10 protein-coding genes are annotated in these 13220 nt (G+C 67.0%); 1 reads left to right on the top strand and 9 read right to left on the bottom strand.

The window, feature by feature from the left end; all coding sequences use genetic code 11:
• Positions 1-130: 130 nt before the first annotated feature.
• The 9 genes from WS78_RS20120 to WS78_RS20070 all read right to left on the bottom strand — a co-directional run bounded on the left by WS78_RS20120 (position 131) and on the right by WS78_RS20070 (position 12134).
• Positions 131-1288 carry an ABC transporter substrate-binding protein gene (locus tag WS78_RS20120; protein ID WP_038750135.1) on the bottom strand — a complete coding sequence of 386 codons (1158 nt, stop codon included), beginning with the start codon at positions 1286-1288 and terminating at the stop codon, positions 131-133.
• 353 nt (positions 1289-1641) lie between these two features.
• Positions 1642-2937 (bottom strand): type 1 periplasmic-binding domain-containing protein, encoded by a 1296-nt coding sequence (locus tag WS78_RS20115; RefSeq protein WP_156437523.1) that lies wholly within the window; start codon positions 2935-2937, stop codon positions 1642-1644.
• A 476-nt stretch (positions 2938-3413) separates the two neighbouring features.
• On the bottom strand, positions 3414-4388 hold the full coding sequence (locus WS78_RS20105; protein WP_059577931.1) for a branched-chain amino acid ABC transporter permease: 975 nt from the start codon (positions 4386-4388) through the stop codon (positions 3414-3416).
• Entirely contained in the window at positions 4388-5272 is an 885-nt protein-coding gene (locus WS78_RS20100; protein ID WP_038750132.1) for a branched-chain amino acid ABC transporter permease, read from the bottom strand. Before WS78_RS20100 ends, WS78_RS20105 begins: the two co-directional genes overlap by 1 nt.
• Positions 5273-5410: 138 nt before the next feature.
• Positions 5411-6604, bottom strand: coding sequence for a beta-hydroxybutyrate-binding protein (locus WS78_RS20095; protein WP_059577928.1), 1194 nt, complete (start codon positions 6602-6604; stop codon positions 5411-5413).
• A 69-nt stretch (positions 6605-6673) separates the two neighbouring features.
• Positions 6674-7429, bottom strand: a complete 756-nt coding sequence (locus WS78_RS20090; protein WP_038750127.1) for an ABC transporter ATP-binding protein — start codon at positions 7427-7429, stop codon at positions 6674-6676.
• Positions 7426-8205, bottom strand: a complete 780-nt coding sequence (locus WS78_RS20085) for an ABC transporter ATP-binding protein (protein WP_038750124.1) — start codon at positions 8203-8205, stop codon at positions 7426-7428. Before WS78_RS20085 ends, WS78_RS20090 begins: the two co-directional genes overlap by 4 nt.
• Before the next feature lie 502 nt (positions 8206-8707).
• Complete coding sequence (locus WS78_RS20075) at positions 8708-10393, bottom strand: GMC family oxidoreductase (protein WP_059577924.1); 1686 nt, start codon at positions 10391-10393, stop codon at positions 8708-8710.
• Positions 10394-10607: 214 nt separating this feature from the next.
• Complete coding sequence (locus WS78_RS20070; RefSeq protein WP_059578132.1) at positions 10608-12134, bottom strand: CoA-acylating methylmalonate-semialdehyde dehydrogenase; 1527 nt, start codon at positions 12132-12134, stop codon at positions 10608-10610.
• 140 nt (positions 12135-12274) lie between these two features.
• On the opposite strand from WS78_RS20070, the gene WS78_RS20065 reads away from it, so the two are divergent.
• Positions 12275-13174, top strand: a complete 900-nt coding sequence (locus WS78_RS20065) for a LysR family transcriptional regulator (protein WP_038750119.1) — start codon at positions 12275-12277, stop codon at positions 13172-13174.
• The last annotated feature ends 46 nt before the right edge of the window (positions 13175-13220 follow it).

Below are 13220 nucleotides of genomic sequence, written 5' to 3'. Positions count from 1 at the left end.
CGCATGCGGAAGGCGAAGCCCTTCGCTCTCGACGCGTGCCGTCCCGCGCCGCGCTGCGCGGTGCGTGCGCAACGCAACGCAACGCAACGCAACGCAACGCGAGACGAGGCGCACGCGCATCAGCCGCCGTTCAATCGGCCTGCAGCTTCCACTTGTCGCCGACGATCTGCACGATCACGCGGGCACGCGCGTCGAAGCCGTTGTGATCCGCGGGCGTCGTATTGATCACGCCATGCGATACCGGCAGATCCTTGACGTTCTCGAGCGCGCCGCGCAGCGCCTCGCGGAACGCCGGCGTGCCGGGCTGCGCCTTCTTCAGCGCGTCGGGAATCGCGCGCTGAAGCATCAGGCCGGCGTCCCACACGTGGCCGCCGAACGTCGATACCGCGCCCGCGCCGTACGCCTTCTCATACGCGGCCTTGTACGCGAGCGCCGGCTGCTTCGCCGGGTTCGAATCGGGCAACTGGCCGGCGACGAGCACGGGCCCCGCCGGCAGCAACTCGCCGTCGCAATCCTTGCCGCACACGCGCAGGAAATCGTTGTTCGCGACGCCGTGCGTCTGATAGACCTTGCCCGTGTAGCCGCGCTCCTTCAGCGTCTTCGCGGGCAACGCGGCGGGCGTGCCGGCGCCCGCGATCAGCACCGCGTCCGGACGCGCGCCGAGCGTCTTCAGCACCTGCCCCGTCACCGACGCGTCGGTGCGGTTATAGCGCTCGTTCGCGACGATCTTCAGCCCGTTCGCCGCCGCGGCCGCGCTGAACACGTCGTACCAGCCGGCGCCGTATGCGTCCGCAAAGCCGATGAAGCCGACCGTCTTCACGCCGTGCTTCGCCATGTAGCCGGCGAGCGCGTCGGCCATCAGGCGATCGTTCTGCGGCGTCTTGAACACCCACGCGCGCTTCGCGTCCATCGGCGCAATGATGTGCGCGCTCGCCGCGAGCGAAATCGTCGGCGTCTTGCCTTGCGCGACGACATCGATCATCGCGAGCGCATTCGGCGTGATCGACGAGCCGACGATCGCGTCAACGTGATCCTCGTCGATCAGCTTGCGCGCGTTTTGCACCGCGCGGCTCGTGTCCGACGCGTCGTCGAGCACGATGTACTCGACGCGCTTGCCGCCGATTTCCGTCGGCAACAGCGCGACCGTGTTCTTCTCGGGAATGCCGAGCGACGCGGCGGCGCCCGTCGCCGACACCGTGACGCCGATCTTCACCTGTGCCGATGCAAGCCCGGCGGTCAACAAGCAGCCGGCCGCAAGCGCGGCCTCGATCCATCGGTTCATTTTCATTGTGTGTCTCCAAACGCTGCGCGAAATGCGATCGATCGCGCCATTGCGACGCGACAAGCCGATCGAACCTGCACGCCACCGCGGCCGGTTTCACGTGCAACCGCGAATCGGCGCGGGGCGCGTTTTGTTTTGTTGCGCTCCCCAGTGCGTGCGCATCGCACGCCCCTTCTGCTGCTGTCTTGCAGTCCGCTATTGCTGCAACCCTCCGACCGATGCCGTACGCCGAGCGGCCGCGAGAAACACAGGCGGTCGCATTCGCCCGCCGTCGACGCCGTCGGCCGCGCGATGCAGCGCGCTCGGCTCCGCGCGGGCACGCGCTGGCGGTCGACGATTTCGGCGGTCACGCTCGCGCGTCAGCCGAAACCGGTCTCATCGGTGGCGCTCGCCTCGAACACGCGACTCGCCGACGGCGACGTTCTTCCCTTCGCGCTCCCGCACGCTGCGTGCCGCATGTGGCGAGACGCCGGCGTACCAGGCGAGCCGTGTGCCCGCGCAATCGCAATCGCGCGCGGCACGCGCAACGCCGCGTCGCGCGCGTCACCGCTGAACGTCGACGCAGTGCCGGCACGGCACGCGTTTGCCGCGCGCTTGCATGCGAGCGCGGACAGCGCGGTTGAATTCGAATCGGGATGTTGATCGGCGAAGAAAAGCCGGCCAACGTGCAGATGCGTGCGTTCGCAGTCGCTGCCGCACGCGCGCGGGAGATCGTCGTTTGCGACGCCGTACGCCGGATGAATTGCGCCCCTGTGGGCGCGCGCATTCCGCGTGTCCGGCGGCAGCGCTGTCGGCATGTCCGCGCCCGCGATCAGCGCCGCGCCGAACGGCTTCGACATCGCTTTCGGCCCGCGCCCCGCCCCCGCCCTCGGCGCATCGTCGCGCGCGAAGCGCTCGATCGCGGCGAACGCGCGCTGTTTCACGGCCGCGGCACGGCCGGACTCGTCGAGCGGCCCCTCGCTCCTCGATGCATCACCACGACCAACAAGCGCGCCGAACGCAACCATCGTCGCGCCGCGCTTCGTCACGTGCTCCGCGATGGAGCTCGCGATCGGGGTGTCGTCTCGCAGCTCGCGTTGCGGCGTGTTGAAGATTTCGCCGCGCGTCGCACCGAGCGGCTCGACGATCGACGCGACGGCCGTTGGCGAAATCATGAACGCCGGCGAATTCGCGGCGATCTCGGTCGTCACGCGCGCGTTCGCCACGCGAAGCGAACCAATCCGCGCATCGCCGTTGCCCCCGCTCGCGAGCTTGCGCGCATTCGTCTCCGCCTTCGCTAAATAGGAAGCGGCGGCCGCGGGCGAAATCATCGGCGCTGCCAACCGCGCGGCGACGTCGGTCAACTGGAGTGAATTCGTCATGCCGCCTTCGCCGATCGGCGAATCGCCCTCGCCCTCGCCCTCGCTCACGAGCTTGCGCGCATTCGTCACCGCCTTCGCCGAATCGGGCGCGGCGACGACGCCGCCGCTCGCCCCCCGCCCGCCGATCCCCTTCGGCGGCAGCACGATCACGTTCTTTCCGGAAATGCCGAACAACGCGGCAGGGCCAATAGCGGAGACGGCGGGGCCGACCGCGGCGTTTGCGAACGCGGCGCGCGAGACGGCCGCCCATGCGGCTGCCGCGCCGAATCCCCAGAACCGCCACGCCCGTTTCATCGAGTTCGTCTCCGTGTCTTGCGCTCGGCCAGCCCCGACCGACGGGTCGGGGAACGGCGAGTGTAGCGGACGCTTAGAGCGCGCGACAACCGGGTGAAGCCCGCAGCGGCAAGGGCCGCGCGGCCGTGTGCGAACGGCAATCGAAGGCGGCTGGATCGGCGGAATTCGGCGAAGATCGCGCGCGGCGCAATGGCCGGCGCACAAATAAAAAGCGCTGTTGGAACGAATCCAACAGCGCTTTGGATCGGGCACTCAGTGCCTCGAATGTCTCCTCGTTCTCCACCTGCAAATTCGTTTCGCGGTGCATCAGAACTGAGACGAAGGTTAATGCAAGCTTGCCGGATGCGACAACCTAGCATTTACCCCTATGGTGCATCGCCGCACGAAATTGGGGCATGCCGGCAGCCCGGCCGGATCGGCGTTTGCCGTGCCTATTGCATCGCATTCCCAACGATCGTTGCGCACCGCACGATCGCTCAGGACGTCCGCAGCGGCCGCACGCGCGCGATCACCTCGCCGACGATTCCACGCCGGAATGCAAGCACGCACGCGATGAAGATGAGGCCCGTGACGATCGTCGCGGACTCGCCGAGCGAGCGGAACCAGTCGATGCCCGTCGCCGACGCGAGCCAGGTGCCGATGTCGCCCAGCCGATCCTCGAGCGCGACGATCAGCGCCGCGCCGACGAGCGGGCCGAACAGCGTGCCCATGCCGCCCACGAGCGTCATCAGCACGACGAGGCCCGACATCGTCCAGTACGCGTCGCTCAGCGTCTCGAAACCGAGCACGACGACCTTCAGCGCGCCCGCGAGCCCCGCGAGCGCGGCCGACAGGATGAACGCGAGCAGCTTGAAGCGATCGGTATCGTAGCCGAGCGACGTCGCGCGAGGCTCGTTCTCCTTGATCGCGACGAGCACTTGCCCGAACGGCGAATGCACGATGCGCACGATGAAGAAGCACGCGCACGCGATGACGGCAAGTACGACGTAGTAGAGCGCGAGATCCGACGACAGATCGACGAGCCCGAACAGCTTGCCGCGCGGCACGCCCTGCAGCCCGTCCTCGCCGTGCGTGAACGGCGCCTGCAGATAGATGAAGTACACCATCTGCGCGAACGCGAGCGTGATCATCGCGAAATAGATGCCCTGCCGCCGGATCGCGAACAGGCCGACGACGAGGCCGAGCAGCGTCGCCGCCGCGGTGCCGGCGAGCACGCCGAGCTCGGGCGTCATGCCGAGCGACTGCATCGCGTAGCCCGTCACGTAGCCCGCGGTCGCGAGGAACATCGCATGGCCGAACGACAGCAGGCCCGTGAAGCCGATCAGCAGATTGAACGCGGCCGCGAAGAGCGCGAAGCACAGCACCTTCATCACGAACACCGGATACGCGCCGGCGAACGGCGCGACGAGAAGGCCGGCGAGCAGCAGCCCGTAGAGCGCTTTTCTCTGCATCATCTTTCCTTACCGAATAAACCTGCCGGACGGATCAGCAGCACGATCGCCATGATCACGAAGACGACCGTCGCCGACGCTTCCGGATAGAACACGCGCGTCAGGCCCTCGATCACGCCGAGCATCAGGCCCGTCACGATCGAGCCGAGAATCGAGCCCATCCCGCCGATCACGACGACCGCGAACACGGTGATGATCATCGGCTGCCCCATCAGCGGCGACACCTGGATCACGGGCGCCGCGAGCACGCCCGCGAACGCGGCGAGCGCGACGCCGAAGCCGTACGTCAGCGTGACCATCATCGGCACGTTCACGCCGAACGCCTCGACGAGCTTCGGATTCTCCGTGCCCGCGCGCAGATACGCGCCGAGCCGCGTCTTCTCGATCACGAACCACGTCGCGAGACACACCGCGAGCGACGCGACGACAACCCACGCGCGATAGTTCGGCAGGAACATGAAGCCGAGATTCGTCGCGCCGGAGAGCAGCTCGGGCACGTCGTACGGCTGCCCGGACGAGCCATAGATCGCGCGGAACACGCCTTCGACGACGAGCGTGAGCCCGAACGTCAGCAGCAGGCCGTACAGGTGATCGAGCTTGTAGAGCCAGCGCAGCATCGAGCGTTCGATCAGGATGCCGAACAGGCCGACGACGACGGGCGCGAGCACGAGCATCGCCCAGTACGGCAGGCCGAGATACGTGAGCCCCATCCACGCGAGCATCGCGCCCAGCATGAAAAGCGCGCCGTGCGCGAAGTTGATCACGTTGAGCAGCCCGAAGATCACCGCGAGCCCGAGGCTCAGGATCGCGTAGAACGAGCCGTTGACGAGTCCGAGCAACAACTGGCTCAGCATCGCCGACATCGGAATGCCGAAGATGTCCATCGAATCTGCCGTCAGTCAATCTGTCAGGTTGAAATAGTTGCGCATGCAACCAAATGCGCGCAACGGTCGCGTCAGGGCCGCCGTCGCGCGCACGTTCGCCGCGCGCCGAAACGCGCGCGGCGCGTGCAATGCGTCACGTCACTTCCACAACGTGCAGCGCGTCTCCTGCTTCGTCGTGAACGCCTGCTCGCCGGGGATCGTCGCGACGACCTTGTAGTAGTCCCACGGCTCCTTCGATTCTGACGGCTTCTTCACTTCCATCAGATACATGTCGTGAATCATGCTGCCGTCCGTGCGGATGTAGCCCTTCGCGTAGAAGTCGTCGATCTTCATCTTCTTGAGCTGCGCCATCACCTTGTCGGAATCGGTCGAGCCCACCGCCTGCACCGCCTTCAGATAGGTCGTCACCGACGAATAGTCGGCCGCCTGCAGGCTCGACGGCATCTTCTTCATCTTCCCGAAGTAGCGCTGCGCCCACTGTCGCGATGCCGAATCGCGATTCCAGTACCAGCTGTCCGTCAGCACGAGGCCCTGCGTCGTCTCGAGGCCGAGCGAGTGGACGTCGTCGATGAACATCAGCAGCGCGGCAAGCTTCATCGTCTTCGTGATGCCGAATTCCTTCGCCGCCTTGATCGCGTTCACCGTGTCGCCGCCCGCGTTCGCGAGGCCGAGGATCTGCGCTTTCGACGACTGCGCCTGCAACAGGAACGACGAGAAGTCCGACGCCGACAGCGGATGCCGCACTTCGCCGAGCACCTTGCCGCCGTTCGCCTTCACGACGTCCGCGGTGTTCTTCTCGAGCGCCTTGCCGAACGCGTAATCGGCGGTCAGGAAGAACCACGTCTTGCCGCCCTGCTTCACCACGGCCGAGCCCGTGCCCTTCGCGAGCGCCATCGTGTCGTACGCGTAGTGGACCGTGTACGGCGTGCACTGCTCGTTCGTGAGCGTGTCCGCGCCCGCGCCGATGTTGATGTAGACCTTCTTTTTCTCGGCCGCGACCTGGTTCATCGACAGCGCGGTCGCCGAGTTCGTGCCGCCGACGAGCAGATCGAGCCCGCCGCGGTCCATCCATTCGCGCGCCTTCGACGCGGCGATGTCCGCCTTGTTCTGGTGATCCGCGTACACCACTTCGATCGGCTTGCCGTTCACCTTGCCGCCGAAATCGGCCACCGCCATCTTGATCGCCTCGAGGCCGCCCTGCCCGTCGATGTCGGCGTAAAGGCCGGACATGTCGGTGATGAAGCCGATCTTCACGGTGTCCGCGGCCTGCGCGGCGCCCACCGACCACGCGGCGGCGGCAAGACATGCGTGCGCGAGGGTCTTCATTTTCATTGACGTCTCCTGGTGTAGTGCGTTGTGGTTGTCAGGTTATGTACATCGGGGGACCGGCAAAGCGGCGCGCTAGACGCCCAGCAGATCGTGCAGCACGGGCATCTTCCCTTCGAGCTCGGTCGCGCCGAAATGCTCGACGATGCGGCCGTGCTCCATCACGTAGAACCGATCGGCGAGCGGCGCCGCGAAACGGAAGTTCTGCTCGACCATCACGATCGTGTAGCCGCGCGCCTTCAGCGTGACGATCATCTTCGCGAGCGTCTGCACGATCACGGGCGCGAGGCCCTCGGAGATCTCGTCGAGCAGCAGCAGATTCGCGCCCGTGCGCAAGATCCGCGCGACGGCGAGCATCTGCTGCTCGCCGCCCGACAGCCGCGTGCCCTGGCTGCTGCGTCGCGACGCGAGGTTCGGGAACATCTCGTAGATGTCTTCGAGCGACATCGCGCTCTTGCGATCGCCGAGCACGGGCGGCAACAGCAGGTTCTCCTCGCACGACAGGCTCGAGAAGATCCCGCGCTCCTCCGGGCAATAGCCGATGCCGTAATGCGCGATACGGTGCGTCGGCAAATCGATCGTCTCGTGGCCGGCGACCTTGATCGAGCCGCTTCGCCGGCCCGTGAGCCCCATGATCGCGCGCAGCGTCGTCGTGCGTCCCGCGCCGTTGCGGCCGAGCAGCGTGACCACTTCGCCGCGGTGCACGGTCAGATCGACGCCGTGCAGGATGTGCGATTCGCCGTACCACGCTTCGAGCCCCGCGATCGCGAGCGCGGGCGTACCGCTTTCGACGTTGTTCAACTCGCGCTCTTCCCGTTCGCTGTGGTTCATGCGTGCGCCCCCGCGAGGGCCGCGTCCGCGCTGCCCATGTACGCCTCGACGACGAGCGGATTCTTCGACACCTCCGCGTACGTGCCTTCCGCGAGCACTTCGCCGCGCTGCAGGACGGTGATCGTGTCGGAGATGCCCGCGATCACGTTCATGTTGTGCTCGACCATCAGGATCGTGCGGCCGCTCGCAACCTTCTTGATGAGCGCCGTCACGCGATCGACGTCCTCGTGGCCCATTCCCTGCGTCGGCTCGTCGAGCAGCATCAGCTCGGGCTCCATCGCGAGCGTCGTCGCGATTTCGAGCGCGCGCTTGCGGCCGTAGGCGAGCTCGACCGTCGGCACGTGCGCGAAATCGGTGAGGCCGACCTGCGTGAGCAGATCCATCGCGCGATCGTCGAGGCGCTTGAGCGAGCGCTCGCTGCGCCAGAAATGGAACGCGGTGCCGAGCGAGCGCTGCAGGCCGATGCGCACGTTCTGCAGCGCGGTCAGATGCGGAAACACCGCGGAGATCTGGAACGAACGGATCACGCCGCGCCGCGCGATCTGCGCGGGGCGCTCGTCGGTAATGTCGATGCCGTTGTAGACGATCTGACCCGACGTCGGCTTCAGGAATTTGGTCAGGAGATTGAAGCAAGTGGTCTTGCCCGCGCCGTTCGGCCCGATCAGCGCGTGGATCGAGCCGCGCCGCACGCGCAGGTTCACGCCGTTCACCGCGGTGAAGCCCTTGAATTCCTTCGTGAGTCCGCGTGTTTCGAGAATCGTGTCGCCGAGAATCATGTTCCCTTCCTACGAAGTGAGGCGAAGCGCTGGGAGATCTCGCACAAGCGGCCACGATGCGTTCAGCGGATGTGAGGCTGCCCCCGAGCTTTGTGTGATTGCGTCGAGGCTGGTCTCCCCGCGCAAGTCGCAGATTCCGACCGCGTGTCATTGTCGCGCCGTTGGTGCAGTGCATTCATCGGGATTTGCACTTATAGGGCACGACAGACGCAAGCATTTTTTACTCGTTTTTTTTGATTTCCAGATCAATGCGCTCGCGTATTGCCGCGCAGCCGATCGGTTAGCGCGAAATCGTTTCAGATCTCGCGCAAACCCTGATGCCGCATGCATTTTTTCCGCGCGCGGCGAAAACATTCTCGACAAGAAAACGTGTTCCGGTACGAATCGAAAACCACTGCCGCGATCGAGTGCGCGCGCGATAGCCGGCTGCGCTTTTGGGTTAACCCTCGGCTGTTTTTTTATTGCGATTGTTTGCCGGTTCTTTCAACGGATCGTGTCGATTTTACGACGGCAGCGCGGCATCCGCGTGCGCGGCCGCGCCGCGCTCCGCCGCGCCGCGACGATCCGCGCGGATCATGTCGCTCGCGCGCTCGGCGATCATCAACGTCGGCGAGTTCGTATTGCCCGACGTGATCGTCGGCATCACCGACGCATCGACGACCCGCAGCCCCGTCACGCCAAGCACGCGCAGGCGGCTGTCGACGACCGCGTGCGGATCGTCCGCGCGCCCCATCCGGCACGTGCCGACCGGATGGAAGATCGTCGTGCCGACCGCGCCCGCCGCGGCGATCAATTCTTCCTCGCTCAGATACTGGGAGCCCGGCAGGATTTCCTCGGGTGCATAGCGCGCAAGCGCGGGCGCGGCGGCGATCCGGCGCGTGAGGCGCAGCGCGTTCGCCGCGACGTGACGATCGTAATCGGTCGACAGATAGTTCGGCGCAATCGCCGGCGCGTGCGCCGGGTCGGGCGACGTTGCATGAATGCTGCCGCGCGACGTCGGCCGCAGATGGCAGACCGAAGCAGTGAACGCGTTGAAGCGATGCAGCGGCTCGCCGAAACGCTCGAGCGACAGCGGCTGCACGTGGTATTCGAGATCGGGCCGCGCGAGCGACGGATCGTTCGGGTCCGATTTCGCGAACGCGCCCAACTGCGACGGCGCCATCGACATCGGCCCGCGCTGCATCAGCGCATATTGCAGGCCGATCCACAGCTTGCCCCACCAGTGCGCGGACAGCGTGTTGAGCGTGCGCACGCCGCGCACGCGAAACGCCATGCGCAACTGCAAGTGATCCTGAAGGTTTTCGCCGACGCCGCGCAGATCCGCGACCACGCCAACGCCAAGCGCCTGCAGCCGGTTGCCGTCGCCGATGCCGGACAGCTCGAGCAGCGGCGGCGAATTCACGGCGCCCGACGCGAGCAGCACTTCGCCGCGCGCGCGCGCGACGAAGGGCGCGCCGCCGCCGCGATACTCGACGCCCGCGCAGCGCTTGCCGTCGAACACGAGCCGCTCGGCCTGCGCGCCGGTGATCACGGTGAGGTTCGGCCGCGAGAGCGCGGGACGCAGGAACGCCTTCGACGCGTTCCAGCGAATGCCGCGCTTCTGATTGACTTCGAAATAACCGACGCCCGTGTTGTCGCCGCGATTGAAATCGTCGGTCGACGGAATGCCCGTCTGCTGCGCGGCCTGCGCGAACGCTTCCAGGATCTCCCAGCGCAGCCGCTGCTTCTCGACGCGCCACATGCCGCCCGCGCCGTGCGCGTCGCTCGCGCCCGCGTGATGATCCTCGCTGCGCTTGAAGACCGGCAGCACGCTGTCCCATGACCAGCCCGCGTCGCCCGTCGCCCGCGCCCATTCGTCGTAGTCGTCGCGCTGGCCGCGCATGTAGATCATCCCGTTGATCGACGACGAGCCGCCCAGCACGCGCCCGCGCGGATACGACAGCGCGCGGCCGTTCAGGCCCGCTTCGGGCTCGGTCTTGTAGAGCCAGTCGGTGCGCGGATTGCCGATGCAATACAGATAGCCGACCGGAATGTGGACCCAGTGATAGTCATCCTTGCCGCCGGCTTCGAGCAGCAGCACGGTCACGTCGGGGTCCTCGGTGAGCCGGTTCGCGAGCACGCAGCCCGCCGTGCCGGCGCCGACGATCACATAATCGAATTCGCCTTCGAGCGTACGTTCGGTAGCCACCTTCTCCGTCTCCTCAATATGGGTGCGGCGGTCCTTGCGCGGGCCGCCGTCGTGCGCGCCGCGGCGCAGGCCGCGCGTCGCGCCCGCTGTCGTGTCGTGTCGTGTCGTGCCGTGCCGTGCCGTGCCGTGCCGTGCCGTGCCGTTAAAGCATAGACCGCGCGCGGGCCCTTTGCGGTGCGCGCGCGGCAGCGTCAGTGCATCGGTTGCGCTCGCGTCACTTCGCGACGGGCATCGTGAACTCCGCGCCCTTCGCGATGCTGTCCGGCCAGCGCTGCATCACGCTCTTGTAGCGCGTGTAGAAACGCACGCCCTCCTCGCCGTACGCGTGGTGATCGCCGAACAGCGAGCGCTTCCAGCCGCCGAACGAATGCCACGCCATCGGCACCGGAATCGGCACGTTGATGCCGACCATCCCGACCTGGATCTGCCGCGCGAACGCGCGCGCGATGCCGCCGTCGGACGTGAAGCACGACACGCCGTTCGCGAACTCGTGCGCGTTGATGAGCGCGACCGCGCTTGCGAAGTCCGGCACGCGCACGACGGCCAGCACCGGCCCGAAGATTTCCTCGCGGTAAATCGACATGTCGGTCGCGACGTCATCGAACAGCGTGCCGCCGAGAAAAAAGCCGCTCTCGCCCCCTTCGACGACGTGATCGCGCCCGTCGACGACGAGCTTCGCGCCCGCCGCGACGCCCGCGTCGATATACGCGGACACCTTCGCGCGATGCGCGGCCGTCACGAGCGGCCCCATTTCGACGTCGGATTCCATCCCGTCGCCGATCTTCAGCGTCTTCGCGCGTGCGGCGAGCCGCTCGACGAGCGCGTCGGCGACGCCGCCCACCGCCACCGCCACCGAGATCGCCATGCAGCGCTCGCCCGCCGATCCGTAAGCGGCGCCGATGAGCGCATCGACCGCCTGATCGAGGTTCGCGTCCGGCATCACGACGAGATGGTTCTTCGCGCCGCCGAGCGCCTGCACGCGCTTGCCGCGCCGCGCGGCTTCCGTGTGAATGTATTCGGCGATCGGCGTCGAGCCGACGAACGACAAGGCGGCAATGTCCGGATGTGCGATCAGCGCGTCGACGGCGGTCTTGTCGCCGTGCACGACGTTGAACACGCCGTCGGGCAGCCCCGCTTCCTTCAGCAGCTCGGCGAGCCGGATCGACGCCGACGGATCGCGCTCGGACGGCTTCAGCACGAACGTATTGCCGCACGCGATCGCGACCGGGAACATCCAGCACGGCACCATCATCGGGAAGTTGAACGGCGTGACCCCGGCGACGACGCCGAGCGGCTGCCGCAGGTTCCAGTTGTCGATGCCGCCGCCGATCTGATCGGTGAAATCGGTTTTCAGCAGGCTCGGAATCCCGCACGCGAACTCGACGATCTCGATGCCGCGCATCACTTCGCCCTTCGCGTCCGAGAACACCTTGCCGTGCTCGCGGGTGATCAGCTCGGCGAGCTCGTCGTGATGGCGGTCGAGCAGTTCCTTGAACTTGAACATCACGCGGGCGCGCTTGAGCGGCGGCGTCTCGCTCCACGCGGGGAACGCCGCGGCCGCGGCCGAGACGGCCGAACCGACTTCCGCGACGGTGGCGAGCGGCACGCGCGCCGCCACGTTGCCGAACGCCGGGTTGAATACGTCGCCGTAGCGGTCGCTCGCGCCTTCGACCGCGCGACCGCCGATGAAATGGGTCAATGCGCGCACGCGCGAATCGTTCGAATGGGTACTGCCGTTCATGTCGTCCTCCGTGTTTGCCGTCGCCGCGCTCGGCTGCGCACGCGAGCCGCGTGCGTCGGGAAAGAAGCGTACCCGCGAGCCCCGTTCGCGATCCAATGAGTTATGCTCAATTGCGTTATAAGCAGCGCTAATATTGCTCGATGGACCTGACTCTGCTCCGCGCGTTCGTCGCGGTCGCGCGCGAGGGCAATCTCACGCGCGCGGCGACGCAACTGCATCTGACGCAGCCCGCCGTCAGCCTGCAGATCAAGAATCTGCAGGATCTGCTCGGCGTCGGCCTGTTCGTGCGCACGTCGCGCGGGCTCGTGCTCACGCGCGACGGCCAGGCGCTGCTGCCGCACGCGGAGCGCGCGCTCGACGCGGCGGCCGACGTGAAGCGCGCGGCCGCCGCGCTGCGGCACGAAGTGCGCGGGCGGCTGCGGATCGGCACGATCCTCGACCCCGAATTCCTGCGGCTCGGCGGCTTCCTGAAGCGGCTCGTCGAAACCTATCCGCAGATCGAGACGGCGCTGCGGCACGGGATGTCCGGCTGGGTGCTCGATCAGGTCCGCTCGCGCGAGCTCGACGTCGGCTACTACATCGGCCGGCCGGAAGAAGACGATCCGCGCGACGCCGGGCGCTTCCACACGGTGACGCTCACGCAGTTCCGCTATCGGGTGCTCGCGCCCGCCGGCTGGAAGGAACGCGTGCAGCGCGCGCGCACGTGGCGCGAGCTCGCCGCGCTGCCGTGGATCTGGACGCCCGCCGCGTCCGCGCACCAGCGGCTCCTGTCGCGCCGCTTCGCCGACGCGCTCGTGCAGCCCGTCAAGGTCGCCGAAGTCGATCAGGAGACGTCGATGCTCGATCTCGTCAAGTCGGGCGTCGGCCTGACGCTCGCGCGCGACTCGGTCGCGCTGCGGGAAGCGCACGCGCACGCGCTCACGATCGTCGAGCATGTCGCCGTGCCCGCCGAGCTCACGTTCGTCACGCTCGCCGAGCGGCGCGACGAGCGCGCGATCGCCGCCGCGCTGCGCCTCATCGACGAGCAATGGGCGATATGAGCGCCGCTGATGATCGAAGCGGCGGCGAAGACCTGGACAGGTGGAA

This window comes from Burkholderia savannae (genome assembly GCF_001524445.2).
Taxonomy (GTDB): domain Bacteria; phylum Pseudomonadota; class Gammaproteobacteria; order Burkholderiales; family Burkholderiaceae; genus Burkholderia; species Burkholderia savannae.
Note: the sequence above shows the minus strand (reverse complement) of the source record. Positions and strands in the feature narration are given on the sequence as shown.

What these genes read in the sequence shown, in the direction of transcription:
- WS78_RS20120 (WP_038750135.1), bottom strand. Translation starts at nt 1,288, where the DNA reads ATGAAAATGAACCGATGGATCGAGGCCGCGCTTGCGGCCGGCTGCTTG.
- WS78_RS20115 (WP_156437523.1), bottom strand. Translation starts at nt 2,937, where the DNA reads ATGAAACGGGCGTGGCGGTTCTGGGGATTCGGCGCGGCAGCCGCATGG.
- WS78_RS20105 (WP_059577931.1), bottom strand. Translation starts at nt 4,388, where the DNA reads ATGCAGAGAAAAGCGCTCTACGGGCTGCTGCTCGCCGGCCTTCTCGTC.
- WS78_RS20100 (WP_038750132.1), bottom strand. Translation starts at nt 5,272, where the DNA reads ATGGACATCTTCGGCATTCCGATGTCGGCGATGCTGAGCCAGTTGTTG.
- WS78_RS20095 (WP_059577928.1), bottom strand. Translation starts at nt 6,604, where the DNA reads ATGAAAATGAAGACCCTCGCGCACGCATGTCTTGCCGCCGCCGCGTGG.
- WS78_RS20090 (WP_038750127.1), bottom strand. Translation starts at nt 7,429, where the DNA reads ATGAACCACAGCGAACGGGAAGAGCGCGAGTTGAACAACGTCGAAAGC.
- WS78_RS20085 (WP_038750124.1), bottom strand. Translation starts at nt 8,205, where the DNA reads ATGATTCTCGGCGACACGATTCTCGAAACACGCGGACTCACGAAGGAA.
- WS78_RS20070 (WP_059578132.1), bottom strand. Translation starts at nt 12,134, where the DNA reads ATGAACGGCAGTACCCATTCGAACGATTCGCGCGTGCGCGCATTGACC.
- WS78_RS20065 (WP_038750119.1), top strand. Translation starts at nt 12,275, where the DNA reads ATGGACCTGACTCTGCTCCGCGCGTTCGTCGCGGTCGCGCGCGAGGGC.